Below are 22,973 nucleotides of genomic sequence, written 5' to 3' on the forward strand. Positions count from 1 at the left end.
CGCAGCCAGCCGTTTTAGATCTGCTTCCCGGCATTATCCACGTGCCCCAGCGCTTTTTCCGGGAAGCAGACGTCCCTCACCCGCCGTTTCAGTTCAGCCGCATCCGGAAAACCGCCGTCCTGCTTACGCTCCCAGATTTGTACCCCGTCAACGGTTACCACAAAAATGCCGCCGGTACCGGGCACCAGCGTGACCGAAGCGATATCGGTACTAAAGGTATGCAGCAGCTCCTGGGCCATCCAGCTGGCGCGCAGCATCCAGTTGCATTGGGAACAGTAGTGAATGGTAATCATCGCTTTATGGCTCATGTTGGCTTGCTCCCCTCCGCACGAATGTAAACAAAATTCAGAATAGATGATTATTTTGTTGCAAACGATAATACCTATCATTACCATTCGCAATTACTAAATCAGGAATACCACTGTCCGCCAGGGAAAACACGGACCAACCTGCACTCTGGAAGTAACGCGTGAGCCGATACTAATAATTATCAAGGCGTGGCTACAAATGTACAAATCGACTCAATCAGCAGCATGGTGTAAGAAAAGCCTGCTGGCGACTTCTCTGCTCGCAGCAATCGCGCAGAATGCCGCTATCGCGGCCGTGACCCAGGATAACACGACGGATAGCGCGGAACAGATGGTGGTGACCGCCCCGGCCCCACAGCTGAAAGCCGGCAACGAGCACTCGGTGAGCGCGCAGGAACTGCAGGACAAAGGCGCCAACGACTTCGGCTCAATCATGCGTTATGAACCCCTCATCAGCGCCACCGGCGCCAGCGGCGGTTCCGGCAACGGTAAAAGCGGTTTCGATCGCGGCGGCTATACCGGCTACAACATCCGCGGCCTCGAAAGCAACCGCGTCGGCATCGATGTTGACGGCATTGCCCAGCCAAACGCCACCGGCCGCGGCTACGTTGGCCGTTCCGGCCTCAACACCTTTGGCATTGGCCGCGATTATATCGACCCCTATATGTACGGCAGCGTGGATATTCAGTCGGGCGCCACCTCAACCGAGACCGCTAACAGCTCAATCGGCGGCAACGTCTCCTTCCGCCCGAAATCGGCGGATGACTATTTGCGCCCGGGCAAAACCAGCGCCTTTGGCTACCAGAGCGGCTACGACTCTTCCGACCGCAGCTGGCATAACGGCGTCACCGTCGCCGGCGGCGATGAAACGCTGCGCGGCATTTTCGTCTACAGCCGCCGCGATGGCCAGGAAACCGAGAACAATAGCGGCAGCGTCGACGCTTACCCGGCAAACTGGCACTCTGACGCGTTTATGGCCTCCGGCATCTGGCAGCCGAACGATGAACATAAGTTCACCAGCACCTTCGACTACTATCACAAGACCAACCACAGCCACTTCGATTCGTGGGACTCCAGCGGTAACAGCGTGATCGGCACCGCCAACCAAACCAACCAGACGCGGCGCTGGGGGCTGAGCCTGAAAGACGACTGGACGCCGATGAACGATTACATCGACAGCGTCTCGACCAAGGTGTATTACCAGCATACCGAGGCTCACGACTGGACCTGGATGCCGGATAGCGTCACCCGCAAAATGCAGACGGTCAATTCCGACTACGATACCGATACCTGGGGCCTGCAGACCGCGCTCGCGAAAAGCATCGGCCGCCACGACCTGAGCGCCGGTTTTAACGCCAGCACGACCAAAACCCAGCGGCCATTTAGCCAGTCGCCGATCCCCAGCGTCTACAGCGAAATTATGCAGCCGGAAGCGGACAGCCGTAGCTACACCCTCGGCGGTTACGTGCAGGATCAGATCAACTTCGATCTCGATAGCCACAACTTCGCGATTATTCCCGGCGTACGCGTGACGCATCAGTCCACTAAACCGGAAGATCTGTCCGATCTTAGCGCCAACAGCAGCGTGCTCACCGAATCGTCGGTGGCGAATCTGTATGGTAAAAACAGCGACACCCAGGTGCTGCCGTCACTGACGTTCCAGTACGACATTACGCCGCGGCTGATGACCTATCTGCAGTACCAGCGCGGCGCGCAGTTCCCGAATGCCAGCCAGCTGTATGGTTCGTGGAACCTGGGCTCCAGCTATGCCGGCAGCCAGCAGTACGCGCTAATCGGTAACAACGATCTGAAAACCGAGACCAGCGACAATATTGAATGGGGTATCAAGGGCGAAGTCACCGAAGGCATCACCGTGCGTACCGCGCTGTTCTACAACAGCTATAAGAACTTTATCGCCTATACGCGTTATTCGCGCGCCAACAATCCGGGTAAATTCACTAACGTCCCGTCGAATATTTACACCATTTATCAAGCGGAAAACCGCGATAAGGCCTATATCTACGGCGGCGAGATCAGCACTAAATTTAACTTCGGCACCTGGTTTGAGCAGGTGGATGGCCTGAGCGCCACCCTCGCCTGGGGCTATAGCGAAGGGAAATCGAAATCCAGCTACTACGGCGATAAATACGTCGACCTCGACAGCGTCGCGCCGATGAAAGCGATCGTCGGCGTGGCGTGGGACGATCCGGCTAAGCGCTACGGTACGGCGCTGACCGCCACCTTTGTTAAGGGCAAACAGGCCACTGCCACCAGCCGCGAGAGCTACAACAACACCGGCTCCGCCATCGCCGATTCCAGCACCGAATATATGCGCGTGCCGGGCTACGGCATGCTGGACTGGACCGCTTACTGGCAGGTGGCGAAGAACGTTCGTCTCAAAGGCGGGGTTTACAACATTACCGACCGTAAATACTGGGACTACCTGAGCAGCCGCAACATCGAGACCAGTACCAATCAGGATGCCAACGATAAAGCGCTGGCTGTGATGCCCGGAAGGACCTGGCAACTGGGCGTGAATATCGATTTCTGATCGCCCGAATAATAACAAACCTGCCCCCCGGCCCGCGGGCCGGGGAAATTCATCGTAGAGAAGGATGTGAATTATGCAAAACGCACACGACGATCTGTGGCAGCGCTACCAGGCCACCAAAGCCCGCTCCACCGCCAAATATGCCCGCGACATCGCCGCAGAGATGGGAATTAGCGAAGCCGAATTAACCGCCGCGCGCGTCGGTCACGATGCCGTGCGTCTGCACGACGACGTACGGGCGATTATCGCCGCCCTGGAGAGCGTCGGCGAAACCAAATGCATCTGCCGCAACGAATACGCGGTGCACGAGCAGGTCGGCGAATTTACCCATCAGCACCTGAGCGGCCACGCCGGGCTGGTGCTCAACCCGCGGGCGCTCGACCTGCGCCTGTTCCTCAGCCAATGGTCGAGCGTGTTCCACCTCAACGATAACGGCCGCCAGAGCATTCAGTTCTTCGACCCGCACGGCGATGCGCTGCTAAAGGTTTACGCCACCGGGAAAACCGATATGGCGGCATGGCAAACGCTGGTAGCCAAATTCAGCGAGACGGCGCCCGGCGCGCTGACGATTCGCCCGGCCGACCGCGTAAAGTACGCCGACTCCGCCGACGCCGCGGCGCTGGAAAAGGAGTGGCGCGCGATGACCGATGTGCACCAGTTCTTCGGTCTGCTGCGTAAACACAATCTTTCCCGTCAGCAGGCCTTCCGCCTGGTGAGCGACGATCTAGCCTGCCGCATCGACAATAATGCGCTGCCGGGACTGCTGGAAACGGTGCGCCAGGACGGCAATGAAATCATGATCTTCGTCGGCAACCGCGGCTGCGTGCAGATCTTCACCGGCGCGCTGGAAAAGCTGGCGCCGATGCGCGGCTGGATCAACATCTTCAACAGCGCCTTTACCCTGCATCTGCGTGAAGACAGCGTGGATGAAATCTGGGTCACCCGTAAACCGACCTCCGATGGCCACGTCACCAGCGTCGAACTGTTTGCCAAAGACGGTACGCAAATCGCCCAGCTGTACGGCCAGCGCAGCGAAGGCCACCCGGAGCAACAACAGTGGCGCGCGCAGGTGGCGCGTCTGTGCGCGGAAGGGCAGCCGGCATGAAACGTTGGTTAATACTGCTTGCCGCACTGCCGCTGTTCGCCAGCGCGGCCGCCGAACGAGTAATTTCCCTCGGCGGCGACGTTACCGAAATTGTCTACGCGCTGAACGCCGGGCAGCAGCTGGTGGCGAAAGACAGCACCAGCACCTGGCCTGCCGCCGCGCATAAGCTGCCGGATGTCGGCTATCTACGGCAGTTAAACGCCGAGGGGATCCTCTCCTTACGCCCGCAGCTGGTGCTGGCCAGCGCGCAGGCGCAGCCGTCGCTGGTGCTGCAGAAAGTGCAGGACAGCAAGGTGACGGTCGTCAACGTGCCGGGCGGCGATAACCTTGCCGCCATCGATAACAAAATCGCCGTTATTGCCAAAGCATTAGGTAAAACTCCGGCAGGCGACGTGCTGCGCCAGCAGGTCAAGCAGCGGATAGCCGCCATTCCCTCACGGCCTATCGCCAAACGGGTGCTGTTTATCCTCAGCCACGGCGGGATGAATACCATGGTGGCCGGACAGCACACCGCCGCCGATGGCGCGATCCGCGCCGCCGGGCTGCAAAACGCAATGCAGGGCTTTGACCATTATCGCGCGATGTCGCAGGAAGGCGTGGCCGCAAGCCAGGCGGATCTGGTGGTGATTTCCGCCGATGGTCTCAAGGGGATGGGCGGCGAAAGCGGGTTATGGAAATTGCCCGGTCTGGCGCAAACACCCGCTGGCCGCCATAAACAACTACTGGCGATCGACGATATGGCCCTGCTTGGCTTCGGCCCGCGTACGCCGCAGGCGATCCTCGAACTGCGGAAAAAAGCGGAGCAGTTGCCCTGATGCGCCCTGCCCTCGTTCGCCATTTGCTGTTGATGACGCTGCTGCTGGTCGCCTTGACGCTTTACGCCACCACCCTCGGCGCAATGCGATTGCCATTGGTCAACCTGCTGCCCTCCGGCGATGAAATCCTGCGCCATATCTGGCTGACGATCCGTCTGCCGCGGGTGCTGCTGGCGCTGCTGGTCGGCGCCGCGCTGGCCCTGTCCGGCTGCGTGATGCAGGGGCTGTTTCGCAACCCGCTCGCCGACCCGGGGCTGCTGGGCATCAGCAGCGGCGCGGCGCTGGCGGTGGCCTGCTGGCTGGTGTTGCCGCTCAGCGTGCCGGCGCTGTTAGCTCTGTATATGCCGATGCTGGCGGCGTTTATCGGCAGCCTGGCGGTGATGGCAATGATTTTTATCCTCAGCCGCGCAGGTGACGGTTCGCTGTCGCGGCTGCTGCTGGTGGGGATCGCCATCAACGCCTTATGCGGCGCGCTGGTCGGCGTGCTGGCCTGGCTAAGCAACGATGCTCAGCTACGCCAGCTGTCGCTGTGGGGAATGGGTAGCCTGGGTCAGGCCGAATGGCCGACGCTGCTGGTGGCGGCCAGCTTGATTATTCCGGCGTCAATAGCGGTGTGGCGGATGGCAACACGCCTTAATCTGCTGCAACTCGGCGATGAAGAGGCACACTATCTCGGCGTTAACGTGCGGGCGATACAGCGGCTGCTGTTGTTATGCAGCGCGGTGCTGGTTGCCGCGGCGGTGGCGATAAGCGGCGTCATCGGCTTTATCGGCCTGGTGGTGCCGCATCTGATGCGAATGTGGCTGGGGGCGGACCACCGCGGACTTATCCCCGGATCGCTGCTGGCGGGCGCGATTCTGCTGCTGATTGCCGATACCCTGGCGCGCACCGTCGCCGCGCCGGCGGAGATGCCAGTGGGGCTGCTAACCAGCCTGTTGGGCGCGCCGTGGTTCCTGTGGCTGATATTTCGTCGGGAGAAACCAATCCATGGATAAAGACTATCGGGCGCAAAGTCTGTCGCTGCGGCTCGGCCAACGACAGGTGATTGACCAGGTTTCGCTGACGCTTCGCGGCGGCGAGATGACCGCGCTGATCGGCCCGAACGGCGCGGGCAAATCCACCCTGCTGCGGCTGTTAACCGGCTTCCTTACCCCGGATAGCGGCGAACGCATGATGGACGGCAAAGCGCTGGAGCGTTGGTCGCCGCAGGCGCTATCGCGCCGCCGGGCGGTGATGTTGCAGCGCACTCCACTCCAGGCCGACTGGACGGTGGAAACGGTTATCGCCATGGGGCGCTCGCCATGGGAAGCGACCGCCAGTCCGCAGACTCTGCACGATATTATGGCGAAAACCGGCTGCGATCATTTGCGCGGCAGGCGCTATCCGTCGCTTTCCGGCGGCGAGCAGCAGCGGGTACAGCTGGCCCGCTGTCTCGCGCAGCTGTGGCAAAACGGCGCGCCGCAGGGATGGCTATTTCTGGATGAACCCACCTCGGCGCTGGATCTCTATTACCAGCAGCATCTGTTACGCCTGCTCAAGCGGCTGACCGCTTCCGGCCAGCTACATGTCTGCGTGGTGCTGCACGATCTCAACCTCGCCGCCCTGTGGGCCGACCAGATTCTGCTGCTGCACCAGGGACAGGTGGTGGCGCAGGGCACGCCGCATCAGGTTATCCAGCAGGAAATCATTAGCCGCTGGTACGGCGCGGACGTGCGCCTCGGCCAGCATCCGGAAAAAGCGATTCCACAGGTTTATCTGGCGCCCTGAACGTCACGCGCGGCCAGCTTAGCGATGGCCGCGCGTTCGCGAAGTGGAGTCATGTTTGGCACTGATTAATAACGATTATTTTTCACCATAATATAAAACTACATTTTAACCCACAATTTTATAACTATCTGATTTTGCGAAAATTGTTTACTGTACTCATCCAGCGTTATAATCCCTCTGTTATTCCATCCCTCTAATAACACAGGGCATCTCCATGAGCCGATACCATGTATCCAGCAGTGAAGGTCAGTATGAGAAAGACTCTGACGAGCAGGTTTTGGCTAATAAGCTGGGGATCGCTACTTCTGATGAGATAGATGAGGCTGAACTTGTCCTGTTAGAACAACTCTACTAGTCTGTTTTTGAAGAACAGTTTCCGAAGGGACAGCTCAGCTGTCGCCATGCTAAAACGCTGGCACCACCACTGGTTAGGTAACATCTACGAGTGGGCTGGACAAGAAAGAGCGGTTAACTTCAGCAAAGGCGGCTTTATGTTTGCCCCCTCTGCACAGTTGCCAAAACTACTGAACGAATTCGATACCAAATATCTTGCTCCTTTCACGCCATGTAGCGGCATGGACGAAGAACAACTCATCACCGCTATCGCCATAACCCATATCGAGCTGATACTTATCCATCCATTCAGAGAGGGAAACGGACGCCTGTCGCGACTGCTAGCCGACGTGATGGCCGTTCAGGGAGGATACAAACCGTTGGATTATCAAAGCTGGGAGCAAAACAAAACTCAGTATATATCAGCCATCCATGCTGGCATATCAATGGACTACAAGCCGATGAAACACTGGGTCGGTGAGGCATTAAGAAGGGGTTAAACCGCAAGACGCAAATGAGCAAATTTTTTGCGCGTGGCTTCAAGTGAAGCTTCGATCTTCGCGGATGACTGCCCTGTTTCAACAGCCGTAGAAGTTGCTACTGAGCGAACAATATCAGCACGAGATGGCTTAGCGTAGCTTGCCTGATTTTTTTGTTGTTGCTCATAATTACTCCTGAAAAGCAGAATCTAAGCTGAAAGACATCGTTCAAACAGTATACCAAAATTTCTACGCAAATTAACTGCAAACCTTGTTAAAACGTAAGTATCCCAGCTTCAGTTCCATGCACTTTTGAGAGTTCCGCTTTTTCAGCCATCAGCCGGTACTCTTCCGGCGTCAGGTTATTCAGGGATTCATGAGGTCGCTCGTTGTTATATTCTATCAGCCAGCGCCCGGTAATCTCCCGTGCTTCATTCAGTGTTCTGAACAGGTAAAAATCCAGGATTTCTGTCCGGTATGTCCGGTTGAACCGTTCGATAAAAGCATTTTGGCTTGCGGTGTCGCCAGTGGTGCTGGATTATGCACAGGCAGCCGCTGTTTTCCCTTGCGACGAAAATTCAGTTTCAGCAGACAGTAAATCCGGTGAACACGTTTATGGTTCCAGGTATTACCCTGCCTGCGCAGCAGTTGGATCAGCTTCTTAAAACCGTAGCGCGGATAGCGTTCTGCCGGCTCCGTCAGCGCATGGTTCACCGGTTCATCACGCCGGGTATCAAGCTGATAAAAATACACCGTCCTGCTCAGCGATAACGTCTTTAAGTGCCCGGCACTCAAGGCTCAGGTCGGCAAACATCTGTTTCAAACGTCGATTTTCATCCTCAAGGTCTTTAATTTTTTTATATCGGCCGCTTCCATCCCGCCATATTTAGCCTTCCAGTTGTAATAGCTGGCTTCCGAAATAGCGGCCCCACGGCACACATCCTTGCCGGTACGTTCGGCTTCAAAGGACTTCAGAGCGGCGATGATCTGGTGTTCAGTGAATCGGGCTTTACGCATAGCGAACTTCTCAGGGGACATAATCAGTATGTCGGAAGATCTCTAAAAGTGAATGGACCGTTTTGCCGGGATACTTACAGTTTTCAACCCATCCCTTCGTTGCTACTATCGTTAGCTCGATACATTCAAGGTAAAAGCGCTATGGACACTGCTTTACTTGCATCTCTTGATCTTGAAGGAAAGAAAAAACTGGAGCGAGCAATCGCAACGCTACAAGGTGATGTTAACGCTGCTTCCGGCGTATTGTTTGTTGATCCGAAGCTCAGGCTTGAGTACTCACGCCGTATCAAAACCATGTCTGACGATCTCTACTCCAAAGCTTCACGCAGCATCATTAGCTGGGAAAAAGCAGCCGAGGAAGCGAACCAAACGCGTAACCTCCTTATGGAACTCATCCGTTACCGAAGCACACCTGTAGGTAAAGCGCTGGCGCAAAAAATGAAGGCACAGGGCAAGACGCTGAATGAGCTTATAGCCTATAAAACAAAGGCATTGTACGGCGATAAAGTAAATTTTAATAACCTTTCGGTTTCGCAGAAAAACGCGGTTTACAGCACCGTGGTGCAATCCGCCGGCAAATCCAACCATGAAGTAAATATTAAAATGCAGCGTTTATCCGGGGCCGGACGAGGATTGATATTCCTTTCGCTTGCCATAGCCATTTATCAAATCTATGAAGCTGAGGATAGAATTCTTGAGACTCAACGGCAACTTGCCATAAGTAGCGCCGGGGTTGCCGGAGCCTGGAGCGGGGGAGCGCTCGCGGGGCTGATGTGTGGTCCAGGAGCTCCTGTTTGCGTTGTTATCGGGGCTTTTGTTGGCGGCGCGATTGCCGCATGGGAAATCAGCGGGTTCTGGGACTAACTATGTTTAAGCTGCTACACAATGTAAAACTTCAACTCAGGGAAGAACCAACGCCAACAACCATGGGCAAATATGAAGTTCTGATCGCTGGAAAAAGCACGGGTTTCATGGTTCCTGTGCAGGTCGTAGAAGTTGCTGTTCAGGTGGATGATAAACGTCTGCTTTTATTTCTTACTGATGACGTTCCCTATGAAGAAGCACTCAAAATCGTACTACTCGATGTGAATGATGGCGTGAAAGAAATATTAACGCTGGGTGGCGCGTACCTGACAGGTTCGTTCACTGACCTGAAAATACATTCAAACTCAGTCGAGTTCAGTTTTATTGGCGATACGACATGGCGGGTTGAAATACCCTCGAGGCCCTTCATTCAGCTCCCATTCACCGGCGACCCGCGCGGCGTTTCTCGCCCTGTGGCATGGAAACATTATATTAAAATCACCGCCCGCCCTGCACCTGCGCGCTTCGATGGCAGCCGCTAATATTGTCAGTATCCCGGCAAAACGAACTAAGCGATTCCACAGGTTTATCTGGCGCCCTGAACGTCACGCGCGGCCAGCTTAGCGATGGCCGCGCGTTCGCGAAGTGGAATCAGGATCGCTGCATCCACTTCGTCACTTTCCCTCAAATGCCTATCTCCGTTATCATGTCTTCCTCATGCGATAACGACGACAATAATAAAATCGCACTCTATTAAAAATCAGGGACCTGGATACCACCCTATGAGCACAATCGACAATTTAGACGCCCATACCCCAATGATGCAGCAGTATCTGAAGCTGAAGGCTCAGCATCCGGAGATCCTGCTGTTTTACCGGATGGGCGACTTTTACGAGCTGTTTTATGACGACGCCAAACGCGCCTCGCAGCTGCTCGATATCTCGCTGACCAAACGCGGCGCTTCCGCGGGCGAACCGATTCCCATGGCCGGCATTCCCCACCACGCGGTGGAAAACTATCTCGCAAAGTTGGTAAACCAGGGCGAGTCGGTCGCAATTTGCGAACAGATTGGCGATCCGGCCACCACCAAAGGGCCGGTTGAACGCAAAGTGGTACGCATCGTCACGCCGGGCACCATCAGCGATGAAGCGCTGCTGCAGGAGCGCCAGGACAACCTGCTGGCCGCCATCTGGCAGGACAGCAAGGGCTTCGGCTACGCGACGCTGGATATCAGCTCCGGGCGCTTTCGCCTGAGCGAACCGGCCGACCGCGAGACCATGGCGGCGGAACTACAACGTACCAATCCGGCGGAACTGCTATATGCGGAAGATTTTGCCGAATCTTCACTGATTGAAGGCCGCCGCGGCCTGCGCCGTCGCCCGCTATGGGAGTTCGAAATCGATACCGCGCGCCAGCAGCTCAACCTGCAGTTCGGCACCCGCGATCTGGTGGGCTTCGGCGTCGAAAACGCCCCGCGCGGGCTGTGCGCCGCCGGCTGCCTGTTGCAATACGTCAAAGATACCCAGCGCACCTCGCTGCCGCACATCCGCTCCATCACCATGGAACGCCAGCAGGACAGCATCATTATGGATGCCGCCACCCGTCGCAATCTGGAGATCACCCAGAATCTCGCCGGCGGCGTTGATAACACCCTTGCCTCGGTACTCGACTGCACGGTCACGCCGATGGGCAGCCGCATGCTCAAACGCTGGCTGCATATGCCGGTACGCGATACCGCGGTGCTAGTTGAACGCCAACAAACTATTGGCGCCTTACAGGAACGCTATACCGAGCTGCAGCCGGTGCTGCGTCAGGTCGGCGATCTCGAACGTATTCTGGCGCGTCTGGCGCTGCGTACCGCCCGCCCGCGCGATTTAGCCCGTATGCGCCATGCCTTCCAGCAGCTGCCGCTGCTGCGCGAGCTGCTGGCCGACGTTGACTGTCAGCCGGTGCAACAGCTGCGCGAGAAAATGGGCGAGTTCGCCGAACTGCGTGAACTGCTGGAACGCGCGATCATCGACGCGCCGCCAGTGCTGGTGCGTGACGGCGGCGTTATCGCTCCGGGTTATAATGAAGAGCTGGATGAGTGGCGGGCGCTGGCCGATGGCGCGACCGATTATCTCGACAAACTGGAAATCCGCGAACGCGAGCGGCTGGGCCTTGATACCCTGAAGGTCGGCTACAATGCCGTTCACGGTTACTACATCCAGATCAGCCGCGGCCAGAGCCAGCACGCGCCGATCCACTACGTGCGCCGCCAGACGCTGAAAAACGCCGAGCGCTACATTATTCCGGAACTGAAGGAATACGAAGATAAGGTCCTGACTTCAAAAGGCAAGGCGCTGGCGCTGGAAAAACAGCTCTATGACGACCTGTTCGAAAAGCTGCTGCCGCATCTGGCCGACTTACAAACCAGCGCCAGCGCGCTGGCCGAGCTGGACGTACTGGTGAACCTCGCGGAACGCGCGGAGACCCTGAACTACTGCTGCCCGACCTTTATCGATAAACCCGGTATTCGCATTACCGAAGGCCGTCACCCGGTGGTGGAGCAGGTGCTAAAAGAGCCGTTTATCGCCAACCCGCTGCAGCTGGCGCCGCAGCGCCGCATGCTGATCATCACCGGCCCGAACATGGGCGGTAAAAGTACCTATATGCGCCAGACCGCGCTGATTGCGCTGCTGGCCTATATCGGCAGCTACGTGCCGGCGCAGAAAGTAGAAATTGGCCCGATCGACCGCATCTTTACCCGCGTCGGCGCGGCAGATGACCTGGCGAGCGGCCGTTCCACCTTCATGGTAGAGATGACCGAAACCGCCAATATTCTGCACAACGCTACCGAGCACAGCCTGGTGCTGATGGACGAGATTGGTCGCGGCACCTCCACCTACGACGGTCTGTCGCTGGCATGGGCCTGCGCCGAGAATCTGGCGAATAAGATCAAGGCGTTGACCCTGTTCGCCACCCACTACTTCGAGCTCACCCAGTTGCCGGAAAAAATGGAAGGCGTGGCCAACGTGCACCTCGATGCACTGGAGCATGGCGATACCATCGCCTTTATGCACAGCGTGCAGGACGGCGCGGCCAGCAAGAGCTATGGCCTGGCGGTCGCCGCGCTGGCGGGGGTGCCGAAAGAGGTGATCAAGCGCGCGCGGCAGAAACTGCGCGAGCTGGAGAGCATTTCGCCAAATGCCGCCGCCACGCAGGTTGATGGTACGCAGATGTCGCTGCTCTCCGCGCCGGAAGAGACCTCGCCGGCGCTGGAAGCGCTGGAGAATCTTGACCCGGATTCGCTGAGCCCGCGTCAGGCGCTGGAGTGGATCTACCGCCTGAAAAGCCTGGCGTAATTAAGCGTTAAATAACAAAAAGCCTGGCGTCATCGTCAGGCTTTTTGTTTTTAGCATCAGTTATATTGCAGGGTGATCGTCCCGGTGGCATTGGCAGTACCGGGGGTCACCGCCGAACCGGTTTTGTAGTAATCCGCCCGGAAGCGGATCGCTTCACTTGCCCCTGCCCCTCCCCTATTCGCATCATCGTTATAGGTCGTTGCGGAGCCAATATCGGAAATGGCATTGCCATCGGCATCCTGTCCGCTATTTGCCGCCGCCGCCGCGTCACGATCGGAGCTAAAGACGCCAAACGTCTGGCCAATAGGTAGAGAAATAAAAGATTGTCGATTCGGATTATAGGTTAGGATTTTCACGCCAACGCCGGTCGCTACGCCGTCAGAGCCGGCGTCGGTCAGTGCGAAGACCGAACCGTTGTCATTGTCTCCCGACGCCACCGCGCCACTAAATTTCAGCGTTACGTTAGTTCCCGGTTCGCATGAAAGCCCCACGCTCTGTTCAGGTCCTTCTACCGTTTGCTGGTTATCAAACGAAGAGACATCGACACTCCCCATATCAAAAAGCAAAGAAGAGACTGAAGCCGTACAGCCCATCGCATGTACTTGAACCGTGGTGGTCGACAGCGTCAGCGTGGAGGCGATGTCGCCATCGCTGCTATCAATACTCTGTGTTTCGCGATAATCGACCCGCGCCAGCGGGCTCGGTACGTTAAACGTGCCGCTGGTTATCGGCCCGCCGGTGGCGATAATCTGCACCCGATAAGCGGAGTTATTGAGGGTGTGGTCGGAGCCTGCCCCGGCATCGTGTTCCTGCCAGCTGTTATCGATCGCCCGTTCGTCATCAAACGGGCCCGCCTGATTAATGGTATAGACGCGAATACCGAGCCCGGTGGCGGTTGAACCATTGGTCAACGGATAGACATTATCCTGCAGCGGGCTGGCGGTGGTTAACGCGCCGGCGTAGTGAAAGCCGACGTAATAGGTCCCCGCACAGTTCTTGATGGTTGTCGTGCCGCCGGACATATATCCGGAGTCATACAGGATCTCGCCCGGCGCATAATTTTTACTGGAGACCAGTAGCTGCTGCGGCATCGCAACATAAGATTGCGACGGGGTGTCGTCGGTACGATGACAAACCGCCTGGGCCGCCAGCGGAAACAGCCCCAGCAATAACAGGGTGGCATATAAAAATTTTAACACGTTGTTTGCCTTAAATCGGGGTTAGTTATAGGTCACGTTCAACGTGACCGCGGAGCTGAATTTACCCGCCGTTGGGGCGCCATGAGGGGTGTACATGCGGGCAATAAATTTCAATGCGCCCGCGCCATTTTCAATGGGTACCGGATAACTCACCCCATTGGCCAGCGCCACGTGGATAGCGGGATAATCGAACAACTGCAATCCAACATCGGTAGCGCCATCGGCATCAGGCGTCACCTGATTGGCATAAATGACCGAGCCATAGGTCGGGTCTTCGGAATAGGGCGTGCCGGTGAAGGTGACGGTGGCCTGGCTGATTTCAGCAGTACAGCTGTCAAAACTGATGGTGACTGGAACGTTGCCGGTGTTACCGCCGGCAACAGAAAAGTCTCCTTTATAGTATTTCCCCAGATCTACGGTTTCAGGATTGGTGACATTACAGGTCCCTGCGGCAATCCTGCCGTGAAAGGTAATATCACTAGTCTCCCGGAGATTATTATCCCCAGCCAGAGCTGGCATTGCGCTAACCAGCATCCCCGTTAAAAACAGAACAGCATATAAAAATTTTGACATGTCTCCTGCCTTTTATCAGGTAACTAGTTATAAACAACGTTCAGGGTGACGACGCTCTGGAACTCCCCGGTGCCGGGGTTGTGGCCTGGGGTTGCCATTCTTGCGATAAAAATGATTTCACCGGCATGGCTGTCTGACTCGAGAGTGACGTCATGACTCTGCCCGTTAGACATTTGCCAGTGATCCGCATCGGTTAATAATTCCAGTGCAACATCGGTTGCGCCGCCCCCCTCTGCCGTAATCCCGTTGGCAAAATAGAATGGCTGGGTTCCATCTACGGCACCGGTAAACGCTACCGTCGCTTTAGTCAGCGAGGGAGAACAGTTAGTGAAAGAGACAGTGAACGGGACATTGTCCGTGCTATCGCCTTCATTAATAAAATCCGTTGGCAGATAGGTTCCCAGTTCAACGGTCGCGGGATAGCTAACATTACAGCTGCCTGCCACAATATTCCCCGTGACGCTGAAGTTAATGACATCCTGTGTGTTGTACGCCAGCGCAGACGGCAGCCCGGCAACGAAAAGCAGGCTCGTCGCCGCCATGCGTCGGACGGTAGCAAAATGAAAGCGTGACATCAGTGAGCCCCCTGGACGGGATGGCATATCCCGTTGATAAACAGAATATCGGCCTGCGACTTCGCGCCCGCCAGTGTGTAGTCAACGGCACACTGTTTGTTCGCCCCGTCGCCCCACTTGACCATCAGTTGCCCTTTATCGGCGAGACCAACCAGGTACACTTCACCACTGTCGCCGACGATGCTGCTGCGGGTGTCGTCCGAATCATCGCTGGTTTGCGTGACTACCGCGCCGAACGGCACCGGCTTACCGTTGAAGATCAACGTCATCATCGCCTTCCGGCCAATCCAGGTGTTGTACTTCACGCGGACCACCGCGCCTTTGGTCGGCACCACGGTTTTGGCGACGTTATCAATGGCCGCGGTGGCATCGCTGGCCTCCACGGTATTGAGGGAAATCTGATTACTGTGGTACGGACGCACGTACGGCACAATCGCATTACCAAAGTAGTCGGTATGGACGTTAGTCTGGCCATTGATCGGCACCCCGGAGACGCCCGGCGTTTCCACCAGCGCTACGCTGTCATTCAACTGACGGGCCAGGGTAATACCGCCGCTGTGAACCACCATTCCGCCGCGCAGGCTATAGTTCAGACGTCGGCTGTAGTCGTCGTAGCTGTAACCGGCGGACACATCGGCATACGAGCTCTGGTAGCCGACGGTAACGTTGCCGTTGGTCGCTTCTGAATCGGCGTTATAGCCTTCCGATACCTGCCAGTTGAGCTGGTTTTGCTGCATTGCGGTGCCGGAAATACCGATGTTATGCGTGGTATCGCCGTGTTTGCTGCTGTTCATCGAGTAGTTAGCCGAAATCGACTGCGCCGCTTCACTATTGCTGAAGGCGCTGAACGGTACGCTAAAGTTAAGCGAGAAGACGTTATCGTCATCGTATTCATCGGAATCGTTGCCATAACCGCCATCAACGTTTTTCGTGTGCGCATAGTTCAGCGAGTACGATACCGGCCCCAGCGTGCTGCTAAAGCCGAGGTTCAGCGAGTCGGCGTGCTGGCTATTCCAGTAGGAGGCGTCATACATGGTCAGGGACAACGTACCGAAAGGCAGCGTCTGTGAGATAGTCACGTCGAAACGATTACGTTCGCGACCGTTATCGATGGCGCTGTTGCCCGGGTCCCAATCATTGAGGAAATCCTGGAACGACAGATAACCGCGGGTTGAGAATTTGTAGCCAGCCACCGCAATATCGGTGTTGGTCTGCTGCAGCGTCTTGCTGTAGCGCACGCGGTACGACTGGCCGCTATGGTGTTCCATCTGCCGTATATTGTCCGGCTGCGGGACATCCGCCCACGACTGTGAAATATCAAAAGAGAGCGCCCCGGCGCTGCCGAGGTTAAAACCGGTACCGGCAATCAGGTTGGAGTATTTGTCTTCCGCCTGAATATAGCCGCCGTACAAGGTCACGCCTTTGCCGACGCCCCAGGCCGCCGATCCCTGGACAAAGTTAAAGTCTTCCGCCCGCGAATCCGATCCGTCCTGGCGGGTTTTACCCGCCACCAGGCCATACTGCACCTGTCCTTCACGCTGTAGCACCGGCAATGTGGCGTAAGGGACGATGAAGCTACTTTGCGAACCATCAGACTCCTTGATCACCACTTTCAGGTCGCCGGAGCTACCGGTCGGGTACATATCGCTGAATTCGAATGGCCCCGGCGGCACCGTGGCCTTATAGATGCTGTGTCCGTTCTGGTACACCGTGACCTCGGCGTTGCTGCGGGCGATACCGCGGATCACCGGCGCGAAGCCCTGCATGCTGTCCGGCTTCATATCATTATCGGAATACATCTGTACCCCGGTAAAACCCACGCTATCAAACACGCCGCCGCGGGTGGTGCCCTGCCCGAGAACCAGTTGGCTTTTCAGGGATTTAATATCGCGGGAAGCGTAGGTGTACACCGAATCCCACTCACTTTCGGATTCAGAGTGGCTGTAGGTGGAATAGTTACGCAAACGCCACGCCCCCAGGTTCAGTCCCGGCTGCAGGCTGACGAACTGGTTGCTACTGTCCACGCCATTACGGTGGTGCAAATCCTGCTGACCAGAGACGCTGTAGTTAAGCAAACCGGCGGCAATACCTTCATCCCATCGCTCTGGCGAAACGTAACCACGAGCGGTGTTGAGCAGGGCAACCTGCGGGATAGTGAGATCAAAGCGCTGATTCGCCAGATCCATTTTCTGTTCCAGACCCGGAATAGCCTGCAGGCTGGCGCACTCGCTGGTTTTGTCCTGTTCGCTAAAGTAGTTATCGACCCGTACATTCCAGGCTTTCAGCTCAGACACGCTCAGGCACGCTCCAACAACCTGCCCGGCGGTGGTGTTTTTGTCGTCCGACAGCTTGCGAAAGGAAATGGTTTTAGTATCCACCAGGCTACCGTTGATATAAATATCGACGTTATAGTCACCAGGCGGTACCTCATCTTTGGCAAACAGACTGAGATCCATCATTGGCGTCTCTGTACTATCCGTTTCCAAAAGACGAGGGTTAAAATGTTCCTGAGCAATGGCGCTGAAAGAACTGAAGGCAATACTGAGCCCCAGCCCTAAAGAAAGGACATAGGTATGCTTAACTTTTTCCATTATTACCCTGTATCCGTACGGGATACGTACCGTGCCGATTAATATGAAGAGACTTTGTCCTGACCTTTCACGCCGTAATCATTAATCAGCGACCAGGTCACTTTGCCGTGGGAGGGGATCTTCCCTTCGGAAATATTCAGCGTGGAGAACGGTGCGACAAAATATTGGCCGCTGAGCGCATGATTATTAATTTCTATACGGGAGAAGTTCATATAAAACGGCGTCGGGTTATTGACCTGCACACCGCCGGCAACCGGCTTCCATACCACTTTATTTGCACTGCTTTCCGGCGACTGGCCTTTGAGTGCAACCGGGCGATAGATCAGCTTAATTTTCGAATTGATGGCAATCTGCATGGTATTTTTGCCAGCAGAACTATCATCCGTAGCGGGAATACCTTTTACGTTTAGCCACAATAATGATTCGCGATCTTCCGGAACCGGCATCCCTGAACGAACAATCCGGATCGACGCTTTTTTCCCGGCTTCGAGGCGAAACAGCGGCGGCGTAATAATCATAGTTTCTTTTTTCAGCGCGCTACCTTCGGCGGGACTGACCCAGGATTGCACCAGATTGGTAACTTTGTCCGAGTTTTCCACGGATAACGAGGCGGCCTGATGGGAGCCGTCAAAAATCACCCGCGTTCCGCCGGTAACGATACTGGCAGACGCATTCAGACTGGCAACGGCGGCCACACAAAAAACAAAAGCTGCGATGGGTTTCATTATGCAATGCACTCACAGAAATATAAGGAGGGTTTCCCCTCCTTCAGGATTAGTTATAGCGGACGTTATAGGTCACGACGGACTGAACCGTACCAGCAACAGCCTGATCAACAGCAATCATCGATGCGGTGTAGGTCTCGGTAGCAGAGCCAGAGTCCAGGGTAATAGGATCGTTGTCTGCATTGTTCTTCACGATGGTGCCATTAGAACCGCCTTGCTTCAGTTGAACGGCAACGTTTTGTGCAGCAGTGACGCCAACCCCAGAGGCAGTATTCGCGAAGTACGAGTCATCACCAGCCACCGGGTCAACCGGCGCAGAGAAGACAATATTGACATTGGACGCAGTCGGGCACTGGTCCAGATTAAAAACGAACTGTTTCGGCGCGCCGAGGTCACCTTTTGCTACCAAATCAGTTGCTGCCACGCTGCCCAGTTCAACGGTTGCATCCGGAGTACCGCCATCAACAGTGATGTTGCAACCCGTCTCCAGCACTTCACCGTTAAAGGTAATGGTGTTAGATGCCATCGCTGCCGCGCTCATGCCAAAAGTCAGAACCAGAGCTGCGCCGATTTTAGTAAGTTTCATTCTTTAATATCCCAATAAAAATAATAAACATCGCAATTATTAATTGTTGTCAAAATGACAACCGAAAAGCATTATCAACAAACGCCCATTAAATAATGCACGTTCAGTGATAATGTTTATTAACTCGTTTAGAAAAAATGGACGTCAATATGCATTTTAAAATACCCCATCGAGTCCATATTTAGACTACAAGATATTTACAGATTGATTCAAATTGGATGCATTTAATTAAAAACTTATGGAGGGTTGACTGTTTAAAAAATAAACAGAGAGAAGCAGAAATGAGTAATGATAGCTGACAAGATGTGAATTATAATCATTAATGATTAAGTCACTAGTTATAATCTAATTGAAAATAGTTGTCACGCCCTTTAATTCTAAATAAAAAGGCCCGGAATATCCGGGCCAGTCATTTAACGCTTATCTGCCGCCAACAGCGGTGGAATATGCGGCACCTGCGGCGCCTCATCAATATCTTTCTGCGTCATGCGGAACGCTTCCGGATAATGTTCGCGGCTGGTACGACGCAGCGGTTCGGTATTACGCCAGGTATAGAGGCAGTGCTGGCACTGGTAAACGATCCACACCCCTTTTACCGGCGACGTCGCCATCACTTCAATCTGCTCATCAGCGCAACGTGGACAAATCATCTTCTTCTCCTTATTTACGGTTGGCCAACATGGCGGTCAGTTTTTCAGCCCAGGCTTTGGTTTCCGGTAAATCCTGAACCGGCTGGCTGTAGTGACCGCGAAGGTCAGGCGCAACCGGGGTGGTGGCGTCGATAATCAGTTTGTCGGTGATCCCCGCCGGACTGGAACCAGGGTCAAGCTCCAGCACCGACATGTTCGGCAACTGTACCAGGTCGCCCGCCGGGTTGACCTTCGAGGAGAGCGCCCACATCACCTGCGGCAGGTTGAACGGATCGACATCTTCATCGACCATGATCACCATTTTCACGTAACCGAGGCCGTGCGGGGTAGTCATTGCCCGTAATCCCACCGCGCGGGCAAAACCGCCGTAGCGTTTTTTGGTGGAGATAATCGCCAGCAGACCATGGGTGTACATGGCATTGACCGCCTGCACCTCCGGGAACTCCGCCTTCAGCTGCTGGTACAGCGGCACGCAGGTCGCCGGGCCCATCAGATAGTCGATTTCGGTCCACGGCATTCCGAGATACAACGATTCAAAAATCGGTTTTGTGCGATAAGAGACTTTATCGATACGCACCACCGTCATATTGCGGCCGCCTGAGTAGTGGCCGGTGAACTCGCCGAACGGCCCTTCGATTTCACGCTTGCGCCCTTCAATCACCCCTTCAAGGATAACCTCTGAGCCCCAGGGAACGTCAAAGCCGGTCAGCGGCGCGGTGGCGATGGGATACGGGCTTTCGCGCAGCGCGCCCGCCATCTCATATTCTGACTGGTCATATTTCAGCGGCGTGGCGCCCATCAGGGTAATAATCGGGTCGTTACCCAGGGTGATGGCAATGGGCAGATCCTCACCGCGCTCTTCCGCTTTATGCAGATGCAGCGCGATATCGTGCATCGGTACCGGCTGCAGGCCCAGCTTGCGCTTGCCTTTCACTTCCATCCGGTAAATACCGACGTTCTGTTTGCCGAAGTGGTCCGGGTCAAGCGGATCGCGCGAAACCACACAGGCTTTGTCGAGATAGAAACCACCGTCGCCATCGTTCAGGCGGAACAGCGGCAGAATATCGAACAGGTTGATATCGTCGCCATCAACGGTGTTTTCCGCCCACGCCGGGTTGGCGCGACGCTCCGGCGTTACCGGGAATTTATCCCAGCGGCGAATAAATTCATCAATCTGCTTTTTCACCGGCGTGTTTGGCGGCAGCCCCAGCGAAATCGCGTGGTTTTGCCAGGAACCGATGGTGTTCATGGCGACACGGGCGTCGGTAAAGCCGCGAATGTTATCAAACCACAACGCTGGCGCGCCGTCACCGATGCGCCCTGTGGCGTTAGCGGCAGCGGCGAGATCCGGCTCGGCATTCACCTCTTCGCTAATTTTTAGCAGTTGCCCCTGCTCATCAAGCGCCTGCAAAAAGCTGCGTAAATCATCAAAAGCCATGATTAATTCTCCTGTGATAAATTCTCGACCGCGCGCAGGCCGTTCCAGCGGCGCGCTTTGTGATATTCGAGACCAAACTGATCCAGCACCCGGGTCACGATATGGTTGGTGATATCCTCTACCGTTTCCGGGTGGTTGTAATAGGCAGGCATGGGCGGCACCATCGCCACGCCCATGCGCGACAGCGCCAGCATGTTCTCCAGATGAATGGTGCTCAGCGGCATTTCACGCGGCACCAGAACCAGCTTGCGCCCCTCTTTCAGCACCACGTCCGCCGCGCGGCCGACTAACCCTTCCGCATAGCCAGCGCGAATACCCGCCAGCGTTTTCATGCTGCAGGGGATAACAATCATGCCGTCGGTACGAAACGATCCTGATGAGATGGTCGCGGCCTGATCCGCAGGGCTATGGCAGAAGTCCGCCAGCGCGGCGACATCACGAGCGCTATAGGGCGTTTCCAGCTCAATGGTGGTTTTTGCCCATTTCGACATGACCAGATGCGTTTCCACATCCGGCATTTCATTCAGCGCCTGTAACAGCGCGACGCCTAACGGCGCGCCGGTCGCCCCGGTCATCCCAATAATCAGTTTCATTCGCTACCTCATACATTGTTCGCATACGAACATTTGTATTAAAACTACGCTCATTCTTGCGAGATCTCAATATCGTTCGTACACGATCGCATCAATAATCAAAAAAATGAGATGTGAAAAGAAGCCGAAAATACGGCTATCATAAAGGTGATATTTTTGTGACGGAGTGTCCATGGAGTTACGTAACGAGGCGTTCCACCTTCTACGCCAGCTTTTTCAACAGCATACCGCGCGCTGGCAGCATGAATTACCGGAACTGACCAAGCCGCAATACGCGGTGATGCGCTCGGTCGCCGAACATCCTGGTATCGAGCAGGTGACGCTTATCGAAGCGGCCGTCAGCACAAAAGCGACGCTGGCGGAGATGCTTAGCCGGATGGAGAAACGCGGGCTGGTACGCCGCGAACACGATCCGAGCGATAAACGTCGCCGCTTTGTCTATCTGACGAATGAAGGGCAGGCGCTGCTGGCAAATTCCATGCCGCAAGGCAATCGGGTCGATGAAGAGTTTTTGAGCCGCCTTAACGAAGAGGAGCGCGCGCAGTTTTCCCGGCTGGTGCTGAAAATGATGGAAAATAAAAACGCGGATTAAGCGGTTCGTTCGCGCAGAAAATCGATAAATGCCCGGACCTTGGTTGGCACATGCTGCACGTCCGGGTAGACGGCGTATACCCCCTGCGATGGAAAAATATACTCCGGCACTACCCGCACCAGCTCCTGCCGCGCGATAGCTTCGGCCACCAGCCACTCCGGGAGTAGCGCCACTCCGCTTCCCGCCAGCGCGAAGCCCATTAACGCTTGTGCGCTATCGGCTGAGATCCGCGGTGGTTGCGTAATTTCAAAAGCGATCGATTGCCCTTCGGCGGTCAGGAGCTGCCAGCGTAGCGGCGTCGCCAGGCGCTCGTTAACAATCCACGCCGCCTGCGCCAGGTCGGCAAGCGTGCGCAGCGGATGTTTATCCAGCCAAATCGGCGAGGCCACGGGCACGATGGCGAAACGCGAAATACGAGCCGCGTGATAGCGCGAATCGGCCAGGGTCCCGAGGCGTATCGCGACATCAAAACGTTCAGAGATCAAATCCGCGTGATAAGACGATGAGACGTGACGCACCCGCAGCGCCGGATGTCGACGAGCAAATTCCGCCAGTGCCGGGATAATCACCTGGGCGCCATATTCCGGGGTGGTGGTGATCCGCAGTTCACCGCTTAACCCGGCGTGGCTGGCGCGCACCTCATCCTGTAAATTCTCCGCGGCTTTCAACAACCCGACGCCGCGCTGGTAAAACACCCCCCCGGCTTCGGTGAGCGTTAACCGGCGCGTCGAACGCAGCAGCAACGTCACCCCCAGTTCACTCTCTAGCTGGCGAACGTTAAAACTGACCACCGCTTTGGTCTGCCCAAGCGCCGCCGCAGCAGCAGTAAAGCTTCCGGCATCAACAACGGCGACAAACATGGTAACGCGCTGCAGGTTTAGCATTTGAATAGGGCTTATTGTCAAAAATTTTTAGACAGTATATCCCT

The 22,973-nt window shown here is 55.8% G+C and carries 21 protein-coding genes and 2 pseudogenes; 10 read left to right on the top strand and 13 right to left on the bottom strand.

Annotated elements, in window-relative coordinates; all coding sequences use genetic code 11:
- Positions 1 to 14 precede the first annotated feature (14 nt).
- The gene (locus ABLV08_RS08855; RefSeq protein WP_015703275.1) at positions 15 to 308 is read right to left on the bottom strand and encodes a SelT/SelW/SelH family protein; all 294 of its coding nucleotides are present in this window, start codon (positions 306 to 308) and stop codon (positions 15 to 17) included.
- A gap of 199 nt (positions 309 to 507) precedes the next feature.
- On the opposite strand from ABLV08_RS08855, the gene ABLV08_RS08860 reads away from it, so the two are divergent.
- The 6 genes and pseudogenes from ABLV08_RS08860 to ABLV08_RS08885 all read left to right on the top strand — a co-directional run bounded on the left by ABLV08_RS08860 (position 508) and on the right by ABLV08_RS08885 (position 7,379).
- Positions 508 to 2,859: a TonB-dependent receptor gene (locus ABLV08_RS08860; RefSeq protein WP_348855764.1), complete on the top strand. Its 2,352-nt coding sequence runs from the start codon at positions 508 to 510 to the stop codon at positions 2,857 to 2,859.
- Between the two features lie 73 nt (positions 2,860 to 2,932).
- Positions 2,933 to 3,964: a hemin-degrading factor gene (locus ABLV08_RS08865; RefSeq protein WP_015370007.1), complete on the top strand. Its 1,032-nt coding sequence runs from the start codon at positions 2,933 to 2,935 to the stop codon at positions 3,962 to 3,964.
- The gene (locus tag ABLV08_RS08870; protein WP_042895296.1) at positions 3,961 to 4,779 is read left to right on the top strand and encodes a hemin ABC transporter substrate-binding protein; all 819 of its coding nucleotides are present in this window, start codon (positions 3,961 to 3,963) and stop codon (positions 4,777 to 4,779) included. The genes ABLV08_RS08865 and ABLV08_RS08870 overlap by 4 nt, the downstream gene beginning before the upstream one ends.
- The gene (locus ABLV08_RS08875) at positions 4,779 to 5,774 is read left to right on the top strand and encodes an iron ABC transporter permease (RefSeq protein ID WP_047053751.1); all 996 of its coding nucleotides are present in this window, start codon (positions 4,779 to 4,781) and stop codon (positions 5,772 to 5,774) included. Before ABLV08_RS08870 ends, ABLV08_RS08875 begins: the two co-directional genes overlap by 1 nt.
- The gene (locus ABLV08_RS08880) at positions 5,767 to 6,546 is read left to right on the top strand and encodes a heme ABC transporter ATP-binding protein (protein ID WP_086630491.1); all 780 of its coding nucleotides are present in this window, start codon (positions 5,767 to 5,769) and stop codon (positions 6,544 to 6,546) included. The genes ABLV08_RS08875 and ABLV08_RS08880 overlap by 8 nt, the downstream gene beginning before the upstream one ends.
- A gap of 214 nt (positions 6,547 to 6,760) precedes the next feature.
- Positions 6,761 to 7,379, top strand: a pseudogene (locus tag ABLV08_RS08885) (Fic family protein).
- Here the strand turns inward: ABLV08_RS08885 and ABLV08_RS08890 are convergent.
- On the bottom strand, positions 7,376 to 7,564 hold the full coding sequence (locus ABLV08_RS08890) for a hypothetical protein (protein ID WP_072001150.1): 189 nt from the start codon (positions 7,562 to 7,564) through the stop codon (positions 7,376 to 7,378). The pseudogene ABLV08_RS08885 and the gene ABLV08_RS08890 overlap by 4 nt on opposite strands.
- Before the next feature lie 68 nt (positions 7,565 to 7,632).
- A pseudogene (locus ABLV08_RS08895) lies at positions 7,633 to 8,375 on the bottom strand (transposase).
- Positions 8,376 to 8,516: 141 nt separating this feature from the next.
- On the opposite strand from ABLV08_RS08895, the gene ABLV08_RS08900 reads away from it, so the two are divergent.
- The 3 genes from ABLV08_RS08900 (at position 8,517) to mutS (ending at position 12,523) form a co-directional block, all read left to right on the top strand.
- On the top strand, positions 8,517 to 9,239 hold the full coding sequence (locus ABLV08_RS08900) for a hypothetical protein (RefSeq protein ID WP_032712415.1): 723 nt from the start codon (positions 8,517 to 8,519) through the stop codon (positions 9,237 to 9,239).
- Positions 9,240 to 9,241: 2 nt separating this feature from the next.
- Positions 9,242 to 9,721, top strand: a complete 480-nt coding sequence (locus tag ABLV08_RS08905) for a hypothetical protein (RefSeq protein ID WP_227512181.1) — start codon at positions 9,242 to 9,244, stop codon at positions 9,719 to 9,721.
- Positions 9,722 to 9,961: 240 nt separating this feature from the next.
- Positions 9,962 to 12,523: a DNA mismatch repair protein MutS gene (gene mutS / locus ABLV08_RS08910; protein WP_015703281.1), complete on the top strand. Its 2,562-nt coding sequence runs from the start codon at positions 9,962 to 9,964 to the stop codon at positions 12,521 to 12,523.
- A gap of 56 nt (positions 12,524 to 12,579) precedes the next feature.
- On the opposite strand, the gene ABLV08_RS08915 is transcribed toward mutS, so the two are convergent.
- From ABLV08_RS08915 to ABLV08_RS08955, 9 genes are all read right to left on the bottom strand, one after another.
- Positions 12,580 to 13,722, bottom strand: coding sequence for a type 1 fimbrial protein (locus tag ABLV08_RS08915; protein ID WP_100279087.1), 1,143 nt, complete (start codon positions 13,720 to 13,722; stop codon positions 12,580 to 12,582).
- 21 nt (positions 13,723 to 13,743) lie between these two features.
- The gene (locus ABLV08_RS08920; RefSeq protein ID WP_348855765.1) at positions 13,744 to 14,295 is read right to left on the bottom strand and encodes a fimbrial protein; all 552 of its coding nucleotides are present in this window, start codon (positions 14,293 to 14,295) and stop codon (positions 13,744 to 13,746) included.
- Positions 14,296 to 14,318: 23 nt separating this feature from the next.
- Positions 14,319 to 14,870: a fimbrial protein gene (locus ABLV08_RS08925; protein WP_015703284.1), complete on the bottom strand. Its 552-nt coding sequence runs from the start codon at positions 14,868 to 14,870 to the stop codon at positions 14,319 to 14,321.
- On the bottom strand, positions 14,870 to 17,461 hold the full coding sequence (locus tag ABLV08_RS08930; protein ID WP_015369999.1) for a fimbria/pilus outer membrane usher protein: 2,592 nt from the start codon (positions 17,459 to 17,461) through the stop codon (positions 14,870 to 14,872). The genes ABLV08_RS08925 and ABLV08_RS08930 overlap by 1 nt, the downstream gene beginning before the upstream one ends.
- Before the next feature lie 38 nt (positions 17,462 to 17,499).
- On the bottom strand, positions 17,500 to 18,186 hold the full coding sequence (locus ABLV08_RS08935; protein ID WP_032709003.1) for a fimbria/pilus periplasmic chaperone: 687 nt from the start codon (positions 18,184 to 18,186) through the stop codon (positions 17,500 to 17,502).
- Positions 18,187 to 18,235: 49 nt separating this feature from the next.
- Positions 18,236 to 18,772 carry a hypothetical protein gene (locus ABLV08_RS08940; protein WP_015703287.1) on the bottom strand — a complete coding sequence of 179 codons (537 nt, stop codon included), beginning with the start codon at positions 18,770 to 18,772 and terminating at the stop codon, positions 18,236 to 18,238.
- 413 nt (positions 18,773 to 19,185) lie between these two features.
- Positions 19,186 to 19,422: a non-oxidative hydroxyarylic acid decarboxylases subunit D gene (locus ABLV08_RS08945; protein WP_015369996.1), complete on the bottom strand. Its 237-nt coding sequence runs from the start codon at positions 19,420 to 19,422 to the stop codon at positions 19,186 to 19,188.
- Positions 19,423 to 19,432: 10 nt separating this feature from the next.
- Entirely contained in the window at positions 19,433 to 20,860 is a 1,428-nt protein-coding gene (locus tag ABLV08_RS08950) for a non-oxidative hydroxyarylic acid decarboxylases subunit C (protein ID WP_015369995.1), read from the bottom strand.
- A gap of 2 nt (positions 20,861 to 20,862) precedes the next feature.
- Positions 20,863 to 21,453: a non-oxidative hydroxyarylic acid decarboxylases subunit B gene (locus ABLV08_RS08955; RefSeq protein ID WP_015703288.1), complete on the bottom strand. Its 591-nt coding sequence runs from the start codon at positions 21,451 to 21,453 to the stop codon at positions 20,863 to 20,865.
- Between the two features lie 172 nt (positions 21,454 to 21,625).
- Here ABLV08_RS08955 and ABLV08_RS08960 point away from each other — a divergent pair, with 172 nt between their 5' ends.
- The gene (locus tag ABLV08_RS08960; protein ID WP_015703289.1) at positions 21,626 to 22,045 is read left to right on the top strand and encodes a MarR family transcriptional regulator; all 420 of its coding nucleotides are present in this window, start codon (positions 21,626 to 21,628) and stop codon (positions 22,043 to 22,045) included.
- On the opposite strand, the gene ABLV08_RS08965 is transcribed toward ABLV08_RS08960, so the two are convergent.
- Positions 22,042 to 22,929 carry a LysR substrate-binding domain-containing protein gene (locus tag ABLV08_RS08965; protein ID WP_348855766.1) on the bottom strand — a complete coding sequence of 296 codons (888 nt, stop codon included), beginning with the start codon at positions 22,927 to 22,929 and terminating at the stop codon, positions 22,042 to 22,044. The two genes, ABLV08_RS08960 and ABLV08_RS08965, sit on opposite strands and share 4 nt — an antisense overlap.
- Between the last annotated feature and the right edge of the window lie 44 nt (positions 22,930 to 22,973).

Source organism: Klebsiella sp. CN_Kp088, from assembly GCF_040064335.1.
GTDB lineage: Bacteria > Pseudomonadota > Gammaproteobacteria > Enterobacterales > Enterobacteriaceae > Klebsiella > Klebsiella aerogenes.